Here is a 21,883-nt window from a genome sequence, read left to right as displayed (position 1 = left end):
ACAGGGGCATATGGACATATTTCAGGTAGTTCCGTCCATAAACAGGCTTCTGTGAACCGTCTCCGCCTAAGGACAAAAACATGGGTGTGCAGGTCAGGGGGGTCATCGCAGCCCGCGGCACCGCCGTTCGGTCGCTCAGGCAGGTGATCGCCCAGAAGCGGCTCTCCCAGCGGATACGGGAAGAGGGCCGGCCTTTCTCGCCGGCGCTCCTGTTTCCGCTGCTCGTGATCGTGCTGGACTCGGTGGCGGCCTTCTTCGCGCCCCACCTGCAGTTCTACCGGTTGATCGGGGCGGCCCCGGCGCTGGCCGCGGCGATATTCTCCGTGGCCGGCACGCTGGGCATCGGGCTGCTCGCCCTGATGGCCGGGTTCGCCATCGCCGCCGCCGACCACAATCTGGGCCACGCACCGGGCAATTTCACCCTGCTCGCGATCGTGGTCGTCACCCTGGCCGCCGCCTACGCCAGCCGGGTACGGCAGAACCGGGAGCACACCCTCGCCCAGGTCCGCTCCGTGGCGGAGACCGCACAGCGGGTGCTGCTGCGCCCACTCCCGCAGCACCTCGAAGACATCGACGTCGAGGTGCTCTACCAGGCCGCCGCCGCGCAGGCCCGCATCGGCGGCGACTTCTACGAGGCGATGCAGACCCCGTACGGGGTGCGGCTAATCATCGGCGACGTCCGCGGCAAGGGACTTCCGGCCGTCGAGGTCGCCTCGGTCATCCTCAGCACGTTCCGGGTGCTGAGGATGAGCGCACCCGACCTGCCGTCCCTGGCAGGACATATGGAGACCGTCATGAGCCATTACTCCCGGAACAGCCCCGACGACGGGCTGGAGCGCTTCGCCACCATCGTGCTCGTGGAGATCCCCGCCGGGGAACCGATCGCGCGCGTGCTCAACTGCGGGCACCCCGCACCCCTGCTGTTGCACGGCGGCGAAGTGCGCGAGGTGGAGCCCAGCGCGCCGTCACCACCCATCAACATGGCGAACCTGCTCGGCGACCCCTATCAGGTCGACACCATCCCCTTCACCGTCGGCGACCGCCTGCTGCTCTATACCGACGGCGTCAGCGAGACCCGCGACCGGACCGGGGCGTTCTACCCCCTCGCCCAGCGCGTCCGCCGATGGGCCCTTGCCCCGTCCCGCCAACTCCTCGACCACCTCCACCAGGACCTGCTCGCCTACTGTCACGGCACCCGCGACGACGACCTCGCCGCCCTCGTCGCCCACCGCGTCACACCAGCCGGCCGGGAACCGACGGAACTCGACCGCGCTATCCCCGCACAGCGCGGCCCCACTGGACCATCCGGCGCGCCTACTGCCGGGCTCTCCTAGCGGCGCCCGAATGGCGTGATCCGGCCGTCGCCAGCCTCTCCAGCAAGCGGGCGGCCGGCGGTGCTCGCCGGGTCGGGTCAACTCGGGGGAAGGCCGGCGGCGAGCCGGTCAAAGGCTTCACCGACAAGCGCTTGCAGGCCTGAGGTCCCGGTTTCCGGTGCCCAGACGCTAAAGGCCGCGCGGAACGCTGACGCCGCGGCGCCCGCGAGGAGCTGCGAGTAGAGACTGTCGCCCGTCTGCCCGGCGCGTTCGGCGAGGGCATCGGCGAGCCTGGTCTGGTTGCGGATCATCCCGTGGACGATCGTGGTGCGCAGTTCGGGGTATGCCGCGAGCACCCTGTCACAGGCCTGCCAGCCGGTGCTGGCGGCGAGGCTGGGGAAGGTCTGCTCGATCGCCCGGCGCACCGCGGTCAGCGGCGGCTCAGCGGCCGGGCGCGCGGCCAGTTCCGTGATGACTTCTTCGATGAGGTGCTTGTCCCAGGGCAGGAGCGCTTCCTCCTTTGCATCGAAGTAGTTGAAGAAGGTTCGCGCGGAGACCCCGGCCGCCTCGCAGATGTCGCTCACCGTGACGGCGGCGGGGCCACGCTCGAGGAACAGGCGCACGGCCGCTGCGCGGAGGGACGCGCGAGTCTCGGCCTTCTTGCGTTCCCGGAGCCCCGGAGCTGCTGCCTGCATGGAGGCCCGGTCCTTTCCGTCAGCGTATCCGCTGCCATCATACTGCACGGGTGTAATTTTGCACTACTGCAAGTTTTCTCGTAGCGTGGCGGCGTGACACAGGGGCAGATAGACAGAAAACGCGTCGGCGAAGCCGTGCGCACGCTCGCGATGGGCCTATGGCTCCCGGCGCTCTTCCTGGTGGGGCTGCTCTTCTCTTACCTGCCGGCCTTCCATCACCCGGCGCCGCATCACGTCAGCATCGCAGTGGCCGCTTCGCCGGCCACCACGGCGCGGCTGCAGCAGGAGCTCGACGTGACGGCGCCGGGTGGCTTCACCCTCCGGCCTACGGCCGGCGCCGCCAGGGCCCGTGCTGCCGTCCTAGACCACAGCGTGGTCGCGGCATACGTGCCAGGCGGGCACCATCCGCGGCTGTACGGGGCCAAGGCGGACGGCGCCGCCCTGGAGACGGTTGTCCGCCAGACCTTCGCCGCCGTTGCGGGACGGGCCGGCCACACGCTCGCCTTCCGCGAACTGGTCCCCACCGTGCCGGGCGATGCCTCCGGCTCCAGCCTCCTGTACGTCGTCCTGGCCTGCGTTGTCGCCGCCTACTTCATGGTGATCACCATGCAGCGCGCGGTGGGCTTCGGCCGGTGGGCACACGTGGCCATCAGCGTCGGCTGGGGGGTGGTGGTCACCGCTGTCGCCTACCTCGCAGCTGCCTATGTGGTGCAGGTGATCCCGCCGAATCCGCTGGACCTGCTGTACCTGCTCCTGCTGACCCAGGCCGTGTCGCTGACCGCCTATGGCCTGGTGCCCTTCTTCGGCGGGTTCTTCCCCGGGATCGCGATCACGTTGTTCGTCCTGCTCGGCGTGCCCAGCAGCGGCGCCGCTGTGCCCGTCCAACTCGTGCCAGGCTTCTTCGCCTTCTGGCACCCGATCCTGCCCATAGGGAACGCCGCCGATGCCCTGCGCAGCGTCAGCTACTTCGGCAACAGCCAACTGTTGCGGCCCACAGCGGTGCTCTGCGCCTGGACCGCTGTCGGCGTCATGCTCATCCTGCTCGGCTACCTCAGGCATCAACGGCGCCTGGCGCGGGAGGCAGCAGGCCAGACCATGACCGAGTATGTCCCCGGACCCCCTGCGGAAGATCCCACGGTGATGCTGCCCGAGCCCGTCGCCCTTGCCCGACACCAGCACCATTTCGGCGACGAAGAGCCGATGTTGACCGGGCGGGTCACCGATCCGTCCGGTCAGCCGCTGCCAGGCACCACGGTCACCGTGATCGACCCGCGCGGCCGCCAGCTTGTCCGCACCCGCACCGACCGGAACGGAGAATACGCGGCCACCGGCTTCAGCGATGTTGTCGCCTTGGTGATTGCCATCATGCCGGGCCGCCCAGCCGCGGTCGCGCAGCTTCTCCTCGATCCAGCGGCACCCGTGAACCAAGACCTCGTCCTTGGCGCCCCAGCTTCCTGAGACCCGTGCACCAGAGGGTTCGGGACCTCGAGGACGGGTGACCCCGGCTGGCTGACCGACCCGGCATCGGTCCCGGGCATCGACCCAGGACTGCGGGGAGACTGCCGCTGTACGCCGACCCGGCAGTGGTGGGTGAGGAAGTCCGCGAGGGCACGGGCGAAAGGGCCCATCGACCGTCCGGGGCGGCGGGACCGCTCCAGCAGGGCCTGGGGCGAGTTGGAGTGCTCGTCCTGCAGGAGGCGGCCGAGGTCGGTGATGAGACTGCAGGCCCGGGAGACGCAGAGGCGGGCCGCGACATGCGCGACGAAGTCGTCCAGCCATGAGGGTGGGGTGGCGAGCTGTTCGCGGAGGTGTTCGCCGCGGATGAAGGGACGGCCGGGGTGCTATTGCCGGCAGGCCGAGCACAGCCCAAGGCCGGCGTGCTGACACAGCTGACCGCACTCGCGGCAGTTCCGCGGCGGCTGCTTGTCCTGCCGGGGTCGGGAGCACCGAATCATGAGGCTTTCCTACGTGGCCTTGGGGTGGAGGCGAACAGTCTCCATGAGCGTGCGTGACATCGGTTTCCGGCAGGGGCAGTGCTGGCGTGCCACAGCCGTGCCAGATCGGGCGGTCAACCACGGTCAACGGCGGTTCGCCGCAGTCGCGCTGCCTCGCCAACCTGGGAGCTCACCAAATCCGCCATGGCCTGCGCATCCTCCAGGAGCCCTCACCAGGCTTACAAAGCGGTCATCCTCTTGAGCCCCGGTCGAGGCCCCTCCTGGCAAGCACCTTGCGATGCACGTGACCGGGTCGCCTACGGGCCCTTCGTGTGCATGTCACACAGTTGAAAGTTGGGGACACACGGCGCGCGAACGACTCCGAACCGTCATCACCGGTCCGCGGCGGGATGCGGCCCCCGGCGTGCCGTGCTCCACTGAAAGAGCAAAAGTGGCGGCGTGCGCGCGTGTTGGTGGGACGAAACGGCCGATCCGCAGGGTTCGGAAGGAGCGTCCACGTGAAGATCGTCGTGGATCTCACGCGGTGTCAGGGATACGCGCAGTGCGCCTTCGCCGCGCCGGATGTGTTCGTCATCCGGGGTGACGAGGCGCTGCTGTACGACACCGATCCGGACGACGCGCAACGAGAGAAGATCGCGCGGGCCGCGGCTGCGTGCCCGGTGCAGGCCATCTTCCTCGACCGTGAGGACACCCAGCGCCGGCCGGCCGGGCCCGAGGTCGGGGCTGCCCCAAGCCCTGAGCAGTCCCTCAGGCGCGCCGGGCGCATCGTCATCGTCGGGGCGTCCCTAGCTGGCCTGCGGGCCGCGCTCGTGTTGCGCCGGGAGGGTTTCACCGGCTCGCTGACCGTGATCGGGGACGAGCCTCATCCCCCGTACGACCGGCCGCCGCTGTCCAAGCAGGTCCTCCTGGGGCAGGTTCCGGCACGGCGGACCGCACTGCCCCGCCGCGACGAGCTCGACGCTCACTGGCGGCTCGGGGTCGCGGCCACGGGTCTTGACCTGAGCGGCAAGCAGGTGCTCCTGGCCGACGGCGAGAAGGTGGGCTTCGACCGGTTGCTCATCGCCACCGGTGTGCGGGCCCGCCCGTGGCCGAACGAGGCGGAGGCCGGGCTCGACGGCCTGTTCGCACTGCATACGCCGGAAGACGCGGACGAGCTGCGGCAACGGCTGGCAGCCGGTCCCGGCCGGGTGCTGGTCATCGGTGCCGGGTTCACCGGCTGTGAGGTCGCCTCCGCCTGCCGCGAGTTGAACATTCCGGTGACGGTTGTCGAACGGGGTCGGGCCCCGCTGCTCGGGGCGCTGGGCGCGGTGATCGGCGGGGTTGCGGCGCAGATAGAGCGTGACCACGGGGTCGACCTGCGGTGCGGCGTTCAGGTCGAGGCGGTGGAAGGCGATGACAGCGGGCGGCTGCGGCGAGCCCGTCTGTCCGACGGCAGCACCGTGGACGTCGATGTGGCGGTGGCCGCGCTCGGCAGCATCCGCAACGTCGAATGGCTGGGGAGCTCGGGGCTGGCGGCAGGGGTCTGGGGGGTGGCGTGCGATGCGGGATGCCGCGCCGTCGACGTCAACGGCGTCGTGACCGACGATGTGTTCGTCGCAGGCGACGTGGCCCGCTGCCCACACCCCGTCTACGACTACCAGTACCTCGCCCTGGAGCACTGGGGCAACGCGGTCGCCCAGGCGGAGATCGCCGCACACAACATGATCAGCGCCCAGAGCGAGCGCTGGCCGCACCTGGCGCTGCCGGAGTTCTGGTCCACCCAGTTCGGCACCGAGATCAAGTCCGTCGGCGTCCCGACCTATGCCGACCAGGTTGTCATCGCCCAGGGATCGGTGGACGAGCGCCGTTTCGTCGCGGTCTACGGCTACCGCGGGCGCATCACCGCGGCGGTCGCCTTCAACCAGTCCAAGTGGCTGGAGTTCTATAAGGGGTTGATCGACCGGGCGGCGCCGTTCCCGCCCTCCTTCCACACCGTCGACCAGCCCATCGACCGTCGCCCGGTCGCGGCCGAGGTCCCAGACCGGCCCGCCCCTGAGGCCACCGTCGTGGTGACCGGCCACGGACCCAGCGAACGGCGAGCCACGTTGGTCCGCAGAACATACCTGTGACCTGCCCGAGCCACCGCACGTCCAGATCCCCGAGGGGCGGGAGACGCCCACCATGGCCCAGACCAGCATCTGGCAGCAGATCCTCGACTACTCCCACCGCGCCGACCCCTATCCGCTCTACGCCGAGCTGCGCAAGACACCCGTGGTGCGGGCGGAGGACGGGAGCTATGTCGTGAGCACCTACCGGGAGATCGTCGCCCTGCTCCACGACCCACGGCTCAGCTCGGACCTGCGCAACCTCCCCGAACCGGGCGCCGACGCGCCAACACAGGCGCCCGAAGAGGGCCCATCCCAGCTGCCGCCCACCTTCATCGAAATCGACCCGCCCGAACACGACCGAATCCGGCGCTTGCTGACGCGCAACTTCGGCCCACCCCACCGCCCCGGTCGCATCGACAGCATGATTCCTGACATGTTCGACATCGTGACGAGCGAGATCGACGCCTTCGCAGAAAAGGACCGGTCAGGCACGACCCGGGTCGACATCGTCGACGACTTCGCCTATCCATTCCCCGTCACGGTGATATGCGGGCTGCTGGGAGTGCCCCGCGAGGACGAAGCGCGCTTCCAGGCGTTGTCCGACGCAGTCGTCAGGGCCGCCGACCCGACCACGGGCGGGCTCGCGGAGCGGCGGCGCCGACGCGCCGAGGCCCGCGCCGGCCTCGGTCAGTACTTCGCCCAGCTTCTCGACGCCCGCCACGGCCGACGGAGCGACGACCTGCTGTCCGGGCTGATCGGCGGTGACGGTGCAGAGACGCCGATGCCACGGGAAGAGGTGCTGAGCAACGCGGCCCTGCTGCTCACCGCCGGCCACGAGACGACTGTCAACCTCATCACCAACGGCATGCTCACCCTCCTGCGGCACCCCGAGGTGCTCGACCGGCTGCGCCGCGGCGACGAACCCGATCTGGCCGCCCGCGTGGTCGAGGAACTCCTGCGCTACGAACCACCGGTGCAGTTTCTGTCCAACACGCGGAACACCGTCGACGACATCGAGGCCGCCGGCACCACCATCCCGAAGGGCTCACCGGTCACCCTCGTGCTGGCCGCCGGCAGCCGCGATCCGGACTTCGTCCCGGACCCCGACCGCTTCGATCCGGACCGCGAACACAACGAGCACCTTGGTTTTGGCGGCGGCGTCCACTACTGCTTCGGTGCCCCACTGGCCCGTCCCGAGACGCAGATCGCGCTCACCGAGCTGGCACGCCGACTCGACAACCCCCGCCTCGTCGCCGACCCACCGCCCTACCGCACGAGTCCGGGCCTGCGCGGCCCCCGGCACCTCCTGATCGAGGTCGACGGCGTCAACCCCGTACAACACCGGCCCTCGTGACCAGGCACTGCACCCGGCAGACCACACTCCGCCGTACGCCGACACTTGGCCCTCACGATGAACGCGTACTGACAGCCACACCGACCATGACCAGCCACAGTGCTCAGGTCGCCCCGGATTGCTCACTCTCTACCGACGCGACGAGTGCCCATCGAACGTGTCAGGGAGGGCGCAGGCCGGGGGCACACAACATCGGTGAGGTATCCGGTCTGCACAGGAGTGCCGTGCAGCTCCTCAGGTCTCTTGGCCCCACCCCATCGCGTTCTCAATCTTCCTGTCCTACCCGTCGATGCAGTCGGCATAGCGGCGATGGTCGCTCGCCGCCGGGGACATCTACACGAGGGTCCTCATCGCCCCTACGAGGGATCACAACACCACGACCGCGTCATGGCAGGCTGTGACCTGCGGCAGGAGCGCCGGCTGCGACATCCCGTCCGGCTGGGCGTAGCGGGTGGCGAAGGCGAAGAACACGAGTCGCGTGAGGCCCTGCGCCGCGTCAAGGTCGCTCGCATCCTGGGGTGGCCCTTCTCGAAGCCCGACAACCAGGTCAGTATCGAAGCGATCCGCCCAGGAAGACCACGGGTCGCCGTTCATGGGCCACGTTGGGTCTTGCTCCCTTAGGGAGGGCGGCGCCCGGCCGGTGTTGGGCAGTGAAGTCGCCTCGACCCCGGCTGAGTTCGTCCGCCCCCTGAAACAGTCGGACCGAGGTGTGTCCTGGTTCCCGGATGCTTGCGGATTTCCGCTGCTCGCCCTGCGCCGGGTGTCCGCGGCCTGCCTCCGACCGCGAGCACCCGGCGTGTTGCCCGGCGTCGTCCACCCGGTCACGACGTCACCGTCTCCCAGAGCCGTACCCTCGCCGCCTCCTGCGTACGACGAGCACTCCGACCGCCGCTGCCAGCAGTGCAGTTGTGGCCGATGCACCGACGACGACGGAAGTCAGTTCAGCGGTGGGCCACGATCACCGGAGCCTGAGTATCAGCATCAGTGTCAGTGGCGGATGGCAGCATCGGGCACATGACGGACACCACGGCATTCGACTGGCGGTCTTTCCTGGTCAGGTGGAGCGGGGAATGGGCGGATTCCCTGCGGGACGGCGAGACGCGGAGCGAGGACGACGAGGCCGCGTGGCGGGCGCGGTGGCTGGGGTTCCCGTCCGCGTCCGAGGAGCGGATCGCAGCCATGGAGGAGCGCCTCGGCCGACGTATGCCCCCGTCGTACCGAGAGTTCCTGAAGGTCAGCGACGGGTGGCGGCACGCGGGCGGGTTCGTGTGGCTGCTGGCGGGGACCGAGGACACGCGCTGGCACAACGACGAGTCGGGACTCGCGGACATGTTCGAGGAGTACCTGGACGAGGATGCCGGGCCAGAAGAGCGGCGGGAAGCGGACGTCTGGCGGCGCGGGCTGCAGCTCGACGTCGAGTCCGACATCACTTACGTCCTCCTGGATCCCGAGGACGAGGATCAGGACGGTGAGTGGGCCGTGTACACATGGGCGAGCTGGCGAGCCGCGCCACCCGAGCGGCACGCCAACTTCCTGACTTTTATGCGGGAGATGTACCGGGAGTTCCACAGCCTGCAGGCACATCGGAGCGACGGGGAGCCGGTGTTCGTCAATGACACGACGCGAAGGCTGGACGCCCTGGTGGAGGAGGCCCGGCTCGAGGCGCTACGCGGCGGCTGGGAACGGGCCGGGAAGGCGCTGGACGAAGCCAAGGAGTACGGCCGACCGCGGGCCGCCGGGCTGGGTGACCAGATACGCCGCCTGCTCGGACAGACCTACATGGTGTACTTCGATGGCCTGGTGACGAACCCGCGGTACGCGCCCGAGCTGATGCCGCTGCTGGTCGCCGAGCACGCGGCGCACTCGTACCGGGACGACTCCACGCTGACGTTCCATCTGCGGGGCGCCGACGACGACCTGGTGTCACTGGCTTACGCAACGCTGGATCGGGTGAGGACTGGCACGTACCGGTACACGGTGGCCGGACCGTTCGGGGAAGCGGTCAAGCGGGCGCGGGAGCTGGCGCGGTGGGGAGACTCCGATGGGGCGTGGCGGACACTGATCAACGCCATGCCCCTGTGGGAGCCCCTGGGACCGGACCACCTGGCGCCACTGGGGTGGGTGGCCGACCCCGTGCTCGGGCCGCTGCTGACCCCGGAGCGGGGCCGGGAGCTGCTGTCCACTCCAAGGGGCGGGCAGGTCGGCGAGGCGCCGAGGCCGACGGCGAGGCTCGACCCGGGCGGCATGGCCTGGCTCGCGGAGCCGGATCCGGGCGACAACCGCACGTGCTACCGGTTCGTCCTGGTGGAGCGTGTGGAGCCGCAGGAGTTGCCCGGACGTCTCGTGGACGGGGACGGGGACGGGGACGGCACCATGCTGAACGAACCCATGACCTTCTGGGAGGCGCGCCGCAAGTCGCTGTACAATCAAAGGGAGCTCTCGTCTTACGACGACAGGGCTCTCATGGCGGTTGGCCGGGCTGGCACCGGCTGGAGCTTCGCCTTCGACGGCGACCCCGCCCCGTTCGACCGGCGGCGATTCACCTCCCCAGCCGCGGCCGCCAGCGAGGGCACCCGTGCGGTGGTGGTGTGGAGCGGCCTGAGGACCGGGCACGGGGAGCCGTTCTTCCACCTTTCGGTGGCGCGAGACGGTGTCGAGGAGTACGCATTCACGTACGCGGAAGGAGAGATCCAGAAAAGCGGAGAGATACCACCGGCGCTGGACCCAAGCCGGTTCTTCGGCGACTTGGAGGACGGCACCGAGTCAGAACGGTCGCTGCTGGAAGCCGTGGGCGGGGAGTTCGGTGTCCATCTTCCTCGTCACACAATCGTGAACGGGCGGCTGCACACGTTCGCCACCCGGTCCTGGACGCGGCCACCCAGCGACGGAGAGACGTACGCGGTGATCCGCATGCACTGGGGAGCCGCGTGCCCGGCGGACGGCGAGCGAACGGAAGACGACGGACCGGGAAGCAGGTAGAGACCGGCCGGGCCGCGCAGATCCTCGATGCGGCTCTTGGGCTCGCCGAGTACGACCTGCGGCACCAACCCCGACCTCATGGCGGGTCCGGACGCGACCAAGCCGAACGCGCGGCCCCTCAGCCGTACGCCTGGCTGAGGGCACCACGCGGTCGCGATCTTGCTTCAGTCCGCCTCGACCACCGCCTCGAACTCAAGGGGCAGGTCAAGCTCGGTCTGCATCGTGAAGACGGCATCCATCAAAGTCCTCAAGCGCTCCGGAGCGTCGGGCATCACGTGCGCGTAGGTCTGATGGGTGATCCTCGGGTCGCGATGCCCCAGCCACTCAGCCATGTCCGTCACTGGAACACCCTTCGAGAGGCCGGCGGAGGCGAAGAAGTGCCGAAGCCAATGCGTGGTGATCCTGCGCGAGACGCCCGCTGCCTTCTTCGCGTTACGCCAAAGCCGGTCAACGAGGGAGTACATGAGGATGTTGGTGCGCCCGATGTTGGAGAAGAGGTAGTCCCCCTCCAGCCGGTTGAGCCCCTCCTCCACGCGAAAGGTGCCGTACAGCCGGACATGTTCCTGCACCTTCGCTGCGATGCTGGGCGGAACGGGAACCGCTCGGCCCTCATCCAGATCACGCCACTTGAGGTGGCGGATGCAATGGGCGCGCCCCCTGCCCTTGGTCTTGGCCTTCTGGACTGCGGTCTTGGGCTCCTCATTCTCTCCGTCCTGCGTGACCTGGCGGTCGACGTAGAGTGTTCCGCCCTCAAAGTCGAACTGCTGCAACGTCACGGCGCACGCCTCACCGATGCGCAGCCCACACCCAGCCATGAGCCACACGAGCAGCTGGTAGGGCCCGGGGAGGTACCGCTCGATCGCCTCGATCTCTGCCAGGCTCGGAAGGCGGATCGTCTTCTTCACCCTCCGCTTCACCCGTTGGCGACCGGTACGGACGTGCTGGCACGGATTCTTGGTTATGTACTCGTTGGCGACGGCGAAGCTGAAGACACCCGCGAGCGTCTCATAGCGATTGATCGCCGTGCTCTCCTCATAACCACGCTCCTCCACCATCCACTTCAGCCACGCGTTGAGATGCTTTGGCTTGACGGCACCGACGGCAGTAGCCCCAAAGTAGGGTTCCACGTGAAGGCGGAGACTCGTCTCGTACTGATACCGCGTTCCATTCACCCTGCTCCCGGAGTCGATGAACTCGCGGTACACCGTCACGAGAGGGACAAGCAGTCCCGTGGGGGCGATGTAGGTCCCGAGATCCTTTTCCCGCTCCACCTTGGCGGAAAAGGAGTCGGCCGCCCCCTTCTTCTCGAACGACTTCTCTCGCTGCCGCCCACCCCGCCCGCCAGGCTCCCGATAGCGCACTGTCCAAGGGTGGCCGCAGCGAGAGGCACTGCAGGGATAGTTACCACTCTTCGCGTCTTCCTTGCATTTTTGGAAAACCCGAGCCAACCTATCGGACCACCCGCCAACTCACTGACCGAATACATTTCATAGAGCTATCCATATTTCCTTTCCAAATACGCGACGATGTCGCGCTCACGAAACCTCAGGAGGCGGCCGACTTTTTGGGGTCGCAGACCCCAGGCTCGGTACTTGTTCTTGATCGTAAACTCGCTGACCTTCAACCAATCGGCCACTTCAGCCGGCGTTAGAAGCCGATAGCTTCCACCCTGCGCCAAGATCACACCTACAATCTCCACGAGTAAATATCGGCCGAACAACGGGAATTCCATACTTCGCACTGCACGGTCTGGGGCGACAGCGCCAACTCTGCCCAGTCGCCACGTCCACCATTTTGGCGCTATTCACTGCGCCTGCTACGGCTCCCCTTCCATGGGCGACCCACCGCAGAGTCACTCAATGGTCGCCACGATCGCCGGTTTGGCTAACCGGCGATCGTGGTCTATGTTGCGATCGCTCTCCGCTTGGGAGCTTGTCCCCAGTTGTCAGTCACACCCCCGCATGGGCTAGGTGTGGGCAGCCACATGTTTAAGGTGCCTAGCGCTAAGAGGGCGTAGACAACCAGCCGAACAGATCGAAGGTGCACGTCGACAAATGGGGACTCCTCATCGGGTCACCCGGTGGGCCGCTTATCGACCTCGTGCCCCGGGGGTGTTGTACGTTGACATAGCCTCAGGAGGGGGTCCAGTCTTTCGAGAGTCTTTCTCGTCTGCCGTGGGCGAATGGCATGGCGGCCGGATAATACGGGAGACCCGCTTCGTCGGCCGGGACGTATTCGGCCCCGTCAGGAGCCGCCACCGCTGCGTCAAGCACCCACAGACGCCGGGCGGGAAGGCGGGCGATACTGGCCTGCACGGCAGTCAGGACAAGGGCAGCGGCCGGTCCTGGCCCAGCGAGGCTGCACCATCGCTCCCGGCCTTCGGCTCCGCACGCTCGCCGACGTGGTCAACCCACTCGGCGAGAACGAGACAGCCGGAATCTTCGACAGCACCCAGGTCCGCGGCCGCAGGACGCAAGGGCCGGGACGAGTTCGTCTCGGGCCAGCAAGCAAAACGCCGTCAAGTCCATGGCCGACACGGCCGCGGACGGCTGCCTGCTGTACTGCAGCCCGGCTGGGCCCGCGAGTTGTGCGGGCATCACCCACGCCCGCACGTTAGGGCTGGCTGGTCAGCGGTCGCCGCACTGCTCTCTCACCAGCAGGCGCTCACCCTTGCCACCGATGACGAGTCTGCACACCGCGCCAGTTCTCACCCCTCGACCTGCCACCGCCCACCATGCACGAGCTCGTTAGGGAGCCTGAACCTGGTCGATGAGGCGCAGGAGGACCGTGGTGGCGGTGAGGTCGGGTAGAACGTGCTCTGCTCCTGCTGCGTGTAGTTGCTGTTCGGTGGTGGTGCCTGACGCGACCGCGATGACCTTGGCGCCGCCTTCCAGGCCGGTGCGCACGTCTTCCAGCGAGTCACCCACGATCACGGTGTTGTCGCGGTTGAACCGGCCTCCGTGCTTCGCGGCTGCCCGGTCTTGTGCGATGCGGACGAGGGCCGGACGGTGGGGATCGTCGGACGCGTAGCCACCAATGGTGGTGTCGAGGTAGCCGATGAGGCCCAGCTCGGACAGCTTGGTCTCGGCGCTGCCTCGCAGGTTCCCAGTAACGACGGTCGGGATCAGATGCTCCGCCTGCTGGACCGCGGCGAGCGCGTCCACGGCTCCGGGCATGACGATCCCGTCGCTGGCCAACAGCTCCCGGTGTCCGGCGAGGCGTGCGGGGAGTTCGGCGACGATACGCGCTGCAAGCGCCTCCACCCTCTGTTCGGGAACTTGGTTGACGCGCAGCAGCTCGCGGACGGCCAAGGGCATGGTGACCCCCGTGCCCCGGGCGGGCAGGGCTGTTGGGGGACGCCCGACGACGCTGGTGAAGGTCTCCTTGTAGACGCGCCGGTCGATGTCACCGGTGTAAAGGAGAGTGCGGTCGATGTCCCATAGGACCAGGATCATGCGGTACGTTCCTCCATGACGGCCTGACCACGTTCCAGGAGCTCCCAGGCAGGTGCCGCAGAGGAGTAGCGGCGCGCTTCGGTGAGCATCGTGGCGAGATTGTCGTCCAAGCGTGCGGAGCGGACTCCGGCGACGAGGGCGAGGACTTCGTGTCCAATGGCAGACCCGGCGTCGACGTCGCCGGCGCGCATTTGGGCGGTGGCGGCGCGGGAGAGGAATTGGGCGCGGGTGCGGATCTCATCCATGCTGAAGGCGTTGCGGGCGTCAGCGAACGCTTCGGCGGCCTTGTCGGGACGGCCGAGGTCAAGCAGGCAGCTGCCTGTCTGGCCCATGATCTCTCCCGGGTTGATCCAGTACAGCCAGTGCGGGTCGTCCTCTCCCCGTCCGCGGGCGCACAGGGCCTGTGCCTCTTCAAGAGCGGTGAGGGCCTGGCGGCCTTCGCGTAGGCGGGCGTGCCCGCGGGCCTGGCGTGTGAGGAGCATGGCGTGCAGGGCGGGCGCGTCTTGGTCTGCGATGACCTGGCGGGCGGTGCGCGCAGCAGTGACCGCATCGCGGGGGTCGCCGGCGGAGTACCCGTGAATGGCGAGGAAGGACAGCGCCCCGGCCCTCAACCTGCGGTCACCACTGGCATGGGCAGCGCGTAGGGCTCCAAGGAGGAGGTTGTGGGCGACGGTGTGGGCGCCACTGTCGAAGTGGTACCAGCCGGTCTGGATTGCGGTGTCGGCGGTCACTGCCGCAAGGCGTCGGCCGGTCGCCTCGTTGTAGTTCCCTTCTTTCAGGAGTCGGAGCAGGACCTTGAGGTGCGCTGCTGCGGCTCGGGCGAGGTTGCCGCTGCCGTGGCTCGCGTCGGCCTGACGCAGGGCGTCAGTGGTGGACTGCAGGCTGGTGAGGAGCTGGTCGGAGACGCTGATTCCGTTCCGGGCGGTGGCGGCGACGGCCTCGGGCGGGGCGACGGCCGCTTGCAGGATGTACTGCGTGAGGCCAGCTCCGCCCAGGGCTGCGATCACGCTGCGGCGGTTCAATCCGTTCATAGCTCCTCCGACGGCTGCTTCCAGTGACGTCACCATACGAGCCACCGTCCATGGCAGAGCCGGGTCGATGGCGTCGACAAGTCGCTGCGATTCGGCCTGCGCGAAGGGGACGAGGAGGAGCGGGCGAAGGTCGGAGGGAAGTCCGAGTCCGGTAAGGAGATCGATAATCGTCTCGCGGCCGTTGACCTGTTTGAGGCCACGTTCCAGGTCCGAGATGAAGCCCTGAGTGAGTCCGGTCAGCTCCCGTACGGCCTTCTGCGACAGCCCAGATCGGCGCCGGACCAGACGTACGACCGTTGCGAAGTCCCAGGCTGCAAGGGCCCGTTGAACTTCCTCATCGCGCCAGGCCCGGTCCGGAATCGTCGGTGTCGGATGGGTTCTGGCACAGCTTGCACAACGTGTATCCGGGTTATATCGGCTGATCGGCAGCCCGCATCGCACACACGCGCGCCCTGGTCCCCCTGACATGGTCACCTCGGCTCTCCTTGTCACGATCCAGCTCGCCCCAGCCGTGATACCAGGCTATGTGGGGACCGATACCGCTGCAGCGATATCGCTGCAGCGATGCCCCCCGAAGGCGACACGCCTCCAGACTCATGGTCTGCGCCGGCCGCTCACCATCCAACTGCGCTCGCACCAGGCCGTTTTGATCCGTCAGCTAAACCAGCCAAAGAGGAGACGCCCGATGGGAACAGGATGCCCAGCTGTGCCCGCATCCCGGTTCACGTGCCTTCGGCTATGCGGCGATCTCGGTTCGGAGCAGGGCCAGAGCACGAGTGGCGGCGTCATGGCTATCGGAAAGCCTGCCAACGGTGATGCGCTGGACGCGCTGGATCTGGTGAGGGAGGCGCTGGGCCTGGGCTTCGCATACGGCCGTGGCCAGGAGCTGAGTAGCACCGTGGCTGTCACCGGCGAGGAGGCGGACGCGGCCGGTGGTGATGAGTTCGATGACACGCCACTGGGGTGCGACCGCGATGGTCGGGGAGGGCGGAGCGGACTCGGCGTGCCGTATCGCGTCACGGGTGCGGCCTGTAGAGATGAGGCCCCGAAGGCGGATCTCGTAGAGGGCGGTGGGGTTGACAAGGCTGGTGTGCTCGACCGTGTCGAGGAGCTGTTGAGCATCGCGGACAGCATGGTCGAACAGCAGCGCATTACCGAGGGCGCCGGCGGCACGGGCCAAGAGCGGCATTACTGCGGCTCGCTGTTCGGCGCTGGGAGCGGTGGCCGCGGCCTGGGTAAGTCGATCGACGGCTGCGCCGAGCAGGCCCGCCTTACGCAGCTCGTTGCCGTGCATGCGCAGAGCGGTGGTGATGAGAGCCCTGTCGTCGAAGGCGCGGACAACGTCCAGGCTCTTGGCGGTCCAGTGAGCGGCGGTAGCCAGCCGTTCCTCGGGCAGAACATTGCCCAGGGCTGTCCCGAGACTCAGCCGGGCGTGTGCAAGGAGCCGAAGGACATCCCGTTCGGTGCTTCCGTCACGGGCGCGGGCCTCCAGACGAGCGACGAGCGGCCACAGCTCTGTCACGGCTTCGGCGGCCCGCCCGCACTGCCGAGCGACTTCGGCGAGCCTTACGGTGGAGGTGCCGAACTGGATCATCGCCCGGTGATCGGTATCGGCCGAGTCGGTGACGCCCAGGACGTGGGGAGGCAGAGCAAGCCGCTCGGCGACGTGACGCAGGCTCCGGACATCGCTCAAATGCCGTCTGCCCAGCTCCAAGGCCGAGATGTAGGTCTTGTCGTAGCCCAGGATTTCGCCGGCCTCCAATTGGCTGGTTCCGTGGACGTGCCTGTAGTACCTCAGAATCGAAGCCAGGTCACGCGTGGCGAGGACGGCTTGAGCCTCCGGCGTCGCCCAGCGCCACGAGACCAACCGAGCCGACCGGCGCGGGGCGGAAACAGACGTGAAGGTTTCCATAACGGGTTACCTCCCGGGATGGTCGTACCAGGCCACGATCGACTGCTTGTAGCCCTCGGGCATGGTCAGGCCATCGACCTCGTGCCGGTGGAAGAGTCCGATCTCCTTGTGCTCGTGGCTCAGGACCGGCACACGGCCGGGAGACAAGACGTTGCAGCCGTAGGTCACGATCAGGACCCGGCGGTCCGGGATCGGCTGGTAGATCCAGGTCCCGCCGTCGAGGAGAGGCCCGGCCTTCACCGTCCACCCGCTCTCCTCTGCCACCTCGCGCTCCAGCGCCGCGCCCGGACTCACGTCGGCTGGCGCCGACCCGTGACCTGCAGGCCCGATCTCCAGTCGTCCGCCCGGCAGTTCCCACTCGCCGCGCTCGTTGTGCAGGAGCAGGACGCGTTCGCGAAAGTCGAGGGCAACACCCTTGACGGAGACCGGCCACAACGACGGCTTGTACATGGGCTGTCCTTGAAACGTGAAGGCGGGCATGTCCTTCGGAACGTAGCACCCGCCCGCAGGACGGAGTCGCGCTTGCCGTCTTTGTCTGAGTCGACAGATTGTCGCTTTACCCGCCTGCCGCTCGTCCGGACGCTGGACGTCCAGCCCGATTTCCGAGGAGCACGTCGATGACGATCCGTTCGCTCACCCTCTTCGAGGCACACGCCGCGCCCCTCAACACCGGTTCCGGCGGGACCTCTACCGTGATGGAACTTATGCGGACGCGAGGTATTGCAACCGTCGAGGGCCTGGACACTCGAGCCAAAGTTCTTGCGTTCGCACGACAGGTGATGACGCTTGTGCCGCACCGCGACAGTGACCCGGACGCGCTGACCACCATTTGTGACAGACGCGCTGCCTCCCGACGTCCCGGGCTGGCAGGGCTGGGCACCGGGGAACTCCTCGCGCACACCGAACGCTCAAGCCTCCCCCATCCGCCCCGCCTAATGCTGCTGGTGTGCCAGCAGCCCGCAGTCAGCGGCGGGGACGTGCTGCTTACCGACGGCAGCGCCCTCCACGCCCTCCTTCTCGAACGCGCGCCCCGCTCCCTGAGGATGATGACCTTGCCAGGTACCGCCTTCTACGGCGACGGCGGCGGACACCCCTCTCAGATCTTCACCCGCCACCGAGGCGAGCGGGTCTCCATCCGCCTGCGCCAAGACGCCCTCGCCGCCTTCAGCCCCCTCCTCACCCCGCACCTACCCCATCTCCGCACGTCGATCGAAGCCCTTCAGCACCGCATCACTCTCGACGCCGGTCAGGGTTACCTGATCGACAACAGCCGCTGGCTCCACGCCCGCACCGGCTTCCACGGCGACCGCGTGTGCCTGCGCGCTCTGGGCGAACCCCGTACCCCGATACCCCTGGGCTTCCCCGTCCCGGGTCCCCTGGCCGACGCCGTGACGAACAGCGTGCTCGATGCTCTCGCCGCGCCGGCATCCAGCGGCCGAACGCTGCAGTGGTGCGACCCCTACGACACGGTTTCGTCGCAGGCGCAGCCCCCGGCCGCCCTGCCTAGTCCAGAACCGCCCGGAGGAGCGCGACGTGGCTTTCGACGTCGTACTAGCTGACCCGCCGCCGGTCAAAAGCCCATTTCAGCATAGATAGTGACCGGAATTGTCCCTTAGCGGGACCGAGGAGGGGAGCTGATGAGCGTGCAATTCTCCGACGCGGCCCTTCAGCGACCGGATGAAGCTCTTGGGGTGGCGGTTCGCAGCCTCGTCGGCTCCCACGCCGATGGCCCAGCCGAACCCACACCGAGCTCCGGTCGGAAGCGGGCCTTCGAGGTCGTGGCGGTGTGCCCGGCGGAGGTGGCGGCGGTCTCCCGGGTGCGACGTCAGCTTCACCAGTTGATGGTGCTTACGGGACTGGAGGCAATCGCGGACGCTGTTGCCCTGGGAGCCCATGAGCTGATGGCGAACGCAGTGACCCACGGTTGCCGCCGGCAGACAGTAGAGGCGTTCACGGTGAAGGTCACCCACTCCAGCGGATGCCTCCGGGTCGAAGTGCAGGACCCCTCCAGTAGATGGCCGTTCCGACAACCGCCGAGCACCGAACGTGAGGAAGGCCGGGGCCTGTTCCTGGTTGACGTGTTGGCCGTGAGCTGGGGAGTCCAGCCCGGCCCAGGCCAAGGCAAAACAGTCTGGATGGAGCTGGATGTCCCGGGTGAAGGGACGACGTCGTGAGCTTCCTCCGCTGTGGTGCTGTCCACGGCAATTCCGCCTACTGCGGTGGCAGATTCCGCTCCTTCGTCGCGTCGCCCCGGGAACCCATCGCCCTAGTCAACGGCGAGAGCATCGTGTCCGCTCCTGGGGCTGTCTCTCCCCCCATTCACGGCAGCAGATTTCCAATTGTTCCGGGCAACTTCCCGCAGGCGTTCAGCCACATGGGCCTGATCCAGAGCGCCCGGCTCCTTCAGCTCCTGTCGACGCAATCCTTCCACCACTGTGGCGCGGTCGCGGTTCCGGCGTCCCGCTCAACCCCACGCAGCACACGCCAAACCTGCGCAGACCTGACGCCGCAGCACGCTTAGCCACCCCCACCCTGACGAGGATTCCCATGCCTGACAGCGCCTTCCCGGAACGGCCGGCCGCTACCGGCCACCGCAGACGGCGACCTCCGATCGACGCGTTCACGCTGCGCCATGTCCGCCGCGCCGTGGCACTGCCCCTGGTGCTCCTGGCCACGCTGCTGGGTGCCGTCTCCCCTCTCTGGTCGATGTCCGCGGTAGGCCCCGGCTGGCTCCTGGCTGGCCTGGTCTGCGGACTGGCTGGGGTCGCCACGGTGGCGGCTCGCGGAGCGCGCACGGCCGCAGGGGCCGTGCAGACGGCCGCGGAGGAGGACCGGGCAGCGGCACTGACAGCGGTAGCGGGGGCAGCGGCAGCCGTCGAGAAGTCGGTGCAGTGGTCGGCGGACGAGCTGTGCCGCGGGGGCCGCCCGCCGCTGCCGGACTTGCAGGCACAGCCATCGGCCAGTCCGAACGCCGAGATCAACAAGGCGTTGAGTGCCCTCCAGGTGCAGGCCATCGCGTCGCTGATACGGGTGCACGACGAGTCCCAGTCCGTCGTCCTCCTGGAAGTGCTACGCCGCCTGGCCATGCGCGAGCACGCCCTGGTCGGCAAGGCGCTTCAGGCACTGAGCCAGCTGGAGATGCTGACCGACGACCCGGAGCTGCTGGCCAAAGTCTTCGAGATCGATCACCTCGTTACGCGGATGCGTCGCCAGGTCGAGAGCACGGCAGTACTGGGCGGGCAGTCCCTACGCAGCGTGCGCCGGCCCGTTCCCGTCACGACCGCGCTGCGCGGCGCGGTCTCCGAGGTCGTGCAGTATCCGCGTGTGACCGTCGCCGCCGGGCCCGTGGGCGCCGAGCTGGGGCTTCCCGGCCATGTGGGTCCGGACCTGACCCACCTGCTGGCCGAGCTGATTGAGAACGCCTGTGAGTGCTCCGATCCGGCGACGAAAGTGACGGTACGTGCCCAGCGGGTGGCGAACGGACTGGCGGTCGAGGTCGAGGATCGAGCCATCCCCATGCATCCACAGACGCGGGCACAGATGAACCAACTACTCAAAGCCCCCGACGTTGTCGACGTCAGCGGCCAAGTCCGAGCTGGCCAGCTCGGCTTACTGGTCGCCGCGAAGATCGCCCAGTCTCATGGGCTGTCCGTTCTCCTGCAGGAGAACATGACGGGAGGAACCACTGCCCTGGTCGTCATCCCTGCACGGCTCCTCGTAGCGATTCCGTCCGTCGCCGATTCAAGGGCGCTGCCCGAGGAAGCTCGCCCCTCCGCGCCGCCGCAGCAGGTTGCCGCGACTCCTACCATCGCGACTGCAGGCCAGGTCACACACTCCGGCACCGTAGGGGCCCCGGGAGCCGCAGGGGTAGGTCACTCTGCTGATGCGCCCGCTCTTCCTACGCGTAGACGTCAGGTCGGCTCGTTCCGTCCCCCGCGCGAGCGGGAGCAAGCCCCCGTGACAGGGGCGACGCCAGGGCTCGCAGCCGCCTTCCGTAACGGCCTCCAGGCCGGTGCGAGAGCCGGTTCTCCCACCGCGCCGGCAGAGCAGTCCGGGCTCTGAATCTCGCCCTTCCTTCCACGTTCCCGGTGGCCCCTTACATCCACTGGCCCCTCCCCCTTCTGGAGCGATCCCTATGAGCACCCACCCGGCGACGAACAACGTGACCGGCGACGCGCCCGCAGCCGAGACGACGGCAAGCGGACAGCGGGACAACATGGCCTGGCTGCTGCGTCAGTTCGCCTCCGACGTCCCGGACGTCACGCACGCCGTCCTGTTGTCGCGCGACGGACTGCGGCTGCTGGACAGCGACGTCGACAAGGACTGGGCGGACGAACTGTCGGCCGCGCTCAGCGGAGTTGCCTCCCTCGCGGCGAACATCACCGGCCCCAGCCACAAGAAGAGGCAGGCCGGGCAGGTCATCATCGAGCGCGACGACTGCCTGTTCTTCGTCCAGAGCGCCGGGCGCAGCGCGGCCTTCGACAATCACCCCGGCAACGAACGCGGTGAGGTGGACACGATCCTCGCCGTCATCGCCACCACGGACGCCGACGCGGGCACCGTCGGGTACGAGATGGGTCGCCTCGTCCAGAAGTTCGCCCCCTACATGCTGATCCCCGTCCGCGTCGGCACGGGCGGAGAGGTCCGGTGAGCACATACGGCCGCGCAGCCGAGGAGTCAATGTTCGTGCGGACCTACACCCTGACGCGCGGGCGCACCAAGCCGCGGCATCTGCTCGGTCTGGACACCGTGTTGGACGCCGGACCGGGGCGGCCCGGCCCGGCGCAGGCCGAGGAGTGCGAGGAGATCCTCGGCCTGTGCCGAGAGCGCCGGCGTTCAGTGACCGAACTGGCGGGCCGGCTGCGCCGCCCCGTCACCGCCGTGAAGATCCTCGTCTCGGACCTCCTGGACGCCGACGCCCTGGTTGTCCCTGTCACCACCCCCTACGCCGCATCCGACACGGACTCGGATGCCAGGCCCTCCCCCCAGCTACTGGCGGCCCTCTCGGCGGGCCTGAAGAGGAAGTGGCCCGATGCCATCGCCTACCCCCAGGCCGGATAACCCGGCCGTGGTGCTGCAGACTGCGCCGCAACGGCGCACAG

At 68.1% G+C, this 21,883-nt stretch carries 18 protein-coding genes; 10 read left to right on the top strand and 8 right to left on the bottom strand.

The genetic code is table 11. The annotated features are described in order from the left end of the window. The first annotated feature begins 80 nt into the window (after nucleotides 1-80). Entirely contained in the window at nucleotides 81-1,334 is a 1,254-nt protein-coding gene (locus tag ACWD3E_RS35415; protein WP_451391629.1) for a PP2C family protein-serine/threonine phosphatase, read from the top strand. A 77-nt stretch (nucleotides 1,335-1,411) separates the two neighbouring features. Here ACWD3E_RS35415 and ACWD3E_RS35410 read toward each other — a convergent pair whose 3' ends face one another. Continuing rightward, nucleotides 1,412-2,056 (bottom strand): TetR/AcrR family transcriptional regulator, encoded by a 645-nt coding sequence (locus ACWD3E_RS35410; RefSeq protein WP_451391628.1) that lies wholly within the window; start codon nucleotides 2,054-2,056, stop codon nucleotides 1,412-1,414. Nucleotides 2,057-2,101: 45 nt separating this feature from the next. On the opposite strand from ACWD3E_RS35410, the gene ACWD3E_RS35405 reads away from it, so the two are divergent. The 3 genes from ACWD3E_RS35405 (at nucleotide 2,102) to ACWD3E_RS35395 (ending at nucleotide 7,404) form a co-directional block, all read left to right on the top strand. Beyond that, nucleotides 2,102-3,466 (top strand): carboxypeptidase regulatory-like domain-containing protein, encoded by a 1,365-nt coding sequence (locus ACWD3E_RS35405; protein WP_451391627.1) that lies wholly within the window; start codon nucleotides 2,102-2,104, stop codon nucleotides 3,464-3,466. 994 nt (nucleotides 3,467-4,460) lie between these two features. Then, nucleotides 4,461-6,071 carry an FAD-dependent oxidoreductase gene (locus ACWD3E_RS35400; RefSeq protein WP_451391626.1) on the top strand — a complete coding sequence of 537 codons (1,611 nt, stop codon included), beginning with the start codon at nucleotides 4,461-4,463 and terminating at the stop codon, nucleotides 6,069-6,071. A gap of 52 nt (nucleotides 6,072-6,123) precedes the next feature. Continuing rightward, complete coding sequence (locus ACWD3E_RS35395) at nucleotides 6,124-7,404, top strand: cytochrome P450 (protein ID WP_451391625.1); 1,281 nt, start codon at nucleotides 6,124-6,126, stop codon at nucleotides 7,402-7,404. 366 nt (nucleotides 7,405-7,770) lie between these two features. Here the strand turns inward: ACWD3E_RS35395 and ACWD3E_RS35390 are convergent, their stop codons facing one another. Continuing rightward, complete coding sequence (locus tag ACWD3E_RS35390) at nucleotides 7,771-7,998, bottom strand: hypothetical protein (protein WP_451391624.1); 228 nt, start codon at nucleotides 7,996-7,998, stop codon at nucleotides 7,771-7,773. A gap of 420 nt (nucleotides 7,999-8,418) precedes the next feature. Between ACWD3E_RS35390 and ACWD3E_RS35385 the strand changes: the two genes are divergently transcribed. Then, the gene (locus tag ACWD3E_RS35385; protein WP_451391623.1) at nucleotides 8,419-10,383 is read left to right on the top strand and encodes an SMI1/KNR4 family protein; all 1,965 of its coding nucleotides are present in this window, start codon (nucleotides 8,419-8,421) and stop codon (nucleotides 10,381-10,383) included. Between the two features lie 164 nt (nucleotides 10,384-10,547). On the opposite strand, the gene ACWD3E_RS35380 is transcribed toward ACWD3E_RS35385, so the two are convergent. The 6 genes from ACWD3E_RS35380 to ACWD3E_RS35355 all read right to left on the bottom strand — a co-directional run bounded on the left by ACWD3E_RS35380 (nucleotide 10,548) and on the right by ACWD3E_RS35355 (nucleotide 17,231). Beyond that, nucleotides 10,548-11,744, bottom strand: a complete 1,197-nt coding sequence (locus tag ACWD3E_RS35380) for a tyrosine-type recombinase/integrase (protein WP_451391622.1) — start codon at nucleotides 11,742-11,744, stop codon at nucleotides 10,548-10,550. Nucleotides 11,745-11,878: 134 nt separating this feature from the next. Then, nucleotides 11,879-12,115, bottom strand: a complete 237-nt coding sequence (locus tag ACWD3E_RS35375; RefSeq protein ID WP_451391621.1) for a helix-turn-helix domain-containing protein — start codon at nucleotides 12,113-12,115, stop codon at nucleotides 11,879-11,881. Between the two features lie 1,015 nt (nucleotides 12,116-13,130). Further along, nucleotides 13,131-13,838: an HAD family hydrolase gene (locus ACWD3E_RS35370; protein WP_451391620.1), complete on the bottom strand. Its 708-nt coding sequence runs from the start codon at nucleotides 13,836-13,838 to the stop codon at nucleotides 13,131-13,133. Then, nucleotides 13,835-15,337: a helix-turn-helix domain-containing protein gene (locus ACWD3E_RS35365; protein WP_451391647.1), complete on the bottom strand. Its 1,503-nt coding sequence runs from the start codon at nucleotides 15,335-15,337 to the stop codon at nucleotides 13,835-13,837. Before ACWD3E_RS35365 ends, ACWD3E_RS35370 begins: the two co-directional genes overlap by 4 nt. Before the next feature lie 268 nt (nucleotides 15,338-15,605). Then, nucleotides 15,606-16,781, bottom strand: coding sequence for a helix-turn-helix domain-containing protein (locus ACWD3E_RS35360; RefSeq protein ID WP_451391619.1), 1,176 nt, complete (start codon nucleotides 16,779-16,781; stop codon nucleotides 15,606-15,608). A 6-nt stretch (nucleotides 16,782-16,787) separates the two neighbouring features. Next, a complete protein-coding gene (locus tag ACWD3E_RS35355) occupies nucleotides 16,788-17,231 on the bottom strand; it encodes an NUDIX hydrolase (protein WP_451391618.1) in 444 nt (147 codons plus the stop codon). Between the two features lie 167 nt (nucleotides 17,232-17,398). Between ACWD3E_RS35355 and ACWD3E_RS35350 the strand changes: the two genes are divergently transcribed. The 5 genes from ACWD3E_RS35350 to ACWD3E_RS35330 all read left to right on the top strand — a co-directional run bounded on the left by ACWD3E_RS35350 (nucleotide 17,399) and on the right by ACWD3E_RS35330 (nucleotide 21,842). Beyond that, nucleotides 17,399-18,340 carry a TauD/TfdA family dioxygenase gene (locus ACWD3E_RS35350; protein ID WP_451391617.1) on the top strand — a complete coding sequence of 314 codons (942 nt, stop codon included), beginning with the start codon at nucleotides 17,399-17,401 and terminating at the stop codon, nucleotides 18,338-18,340. 78 nt (nucleotides 18,341-18,418) lie between these two features. Continuing rightward, on the top strand, nucleotides 18,419-18,955 hold the full coding sequence (locus tag ACWD3E_RS35345; RefSeq protein WP_451391616.1) for an ATP-binding protein: 537 nt from the start codon (nucleotides 18,419-18,421) through the stop codon (nucleotides 18,953-18,955). A 373-nt stretch (nucleotides 18,956-19,328) separates the two neighbouring features. Then, nucleotides 19,329-20,843, top strand: coding sequence for a sensor histidine kinase (locus ACWD3E_RS35340; protein WP_451391615.1), 1,515 nt, complete (start codon nucleotides 19,329-19,331; stop codon nucleotides 20,841-20,843). Between the two features lie 73 nt (nucleotides 20,844-20,916). Beyond that, nucleotides 20,917-21,432, top strand: a complete 516-nt coding sequence (locus ACWD3E_RS35335) for a roadblock/LC7 domain-containing protein (protein WP_451391614.1) — start codon at nucleotides 20,917-20,919, stop codon at nucleotides 21,430-21,432. Then, nucleotides 21,429-21,842, top strand: a complete 414-nt coding sequence (locus ACWD3E_RS35330) for a DUF742 domain-containing protein (RefSeq protein WP_451391613.1) — start codon at nucleotides 21,429-21,431, stop codon at nucleotides 21,840-21,842. The genes ACWD3E_RS35335 and ACWD3E_RS35330 overlap by 4 nt, the downstream gene beginning before the upstream one ends. The last annotated feature ends 41 nt before the right edge of the window (nucleotides 21,843-21,883 follow it).

This window comes from Streptomyces sp. NPDC002676, assembly GCF_053592455.1.
This window is presented reverse-complemented; position numbering and strand designations above follow the sequence as displayed.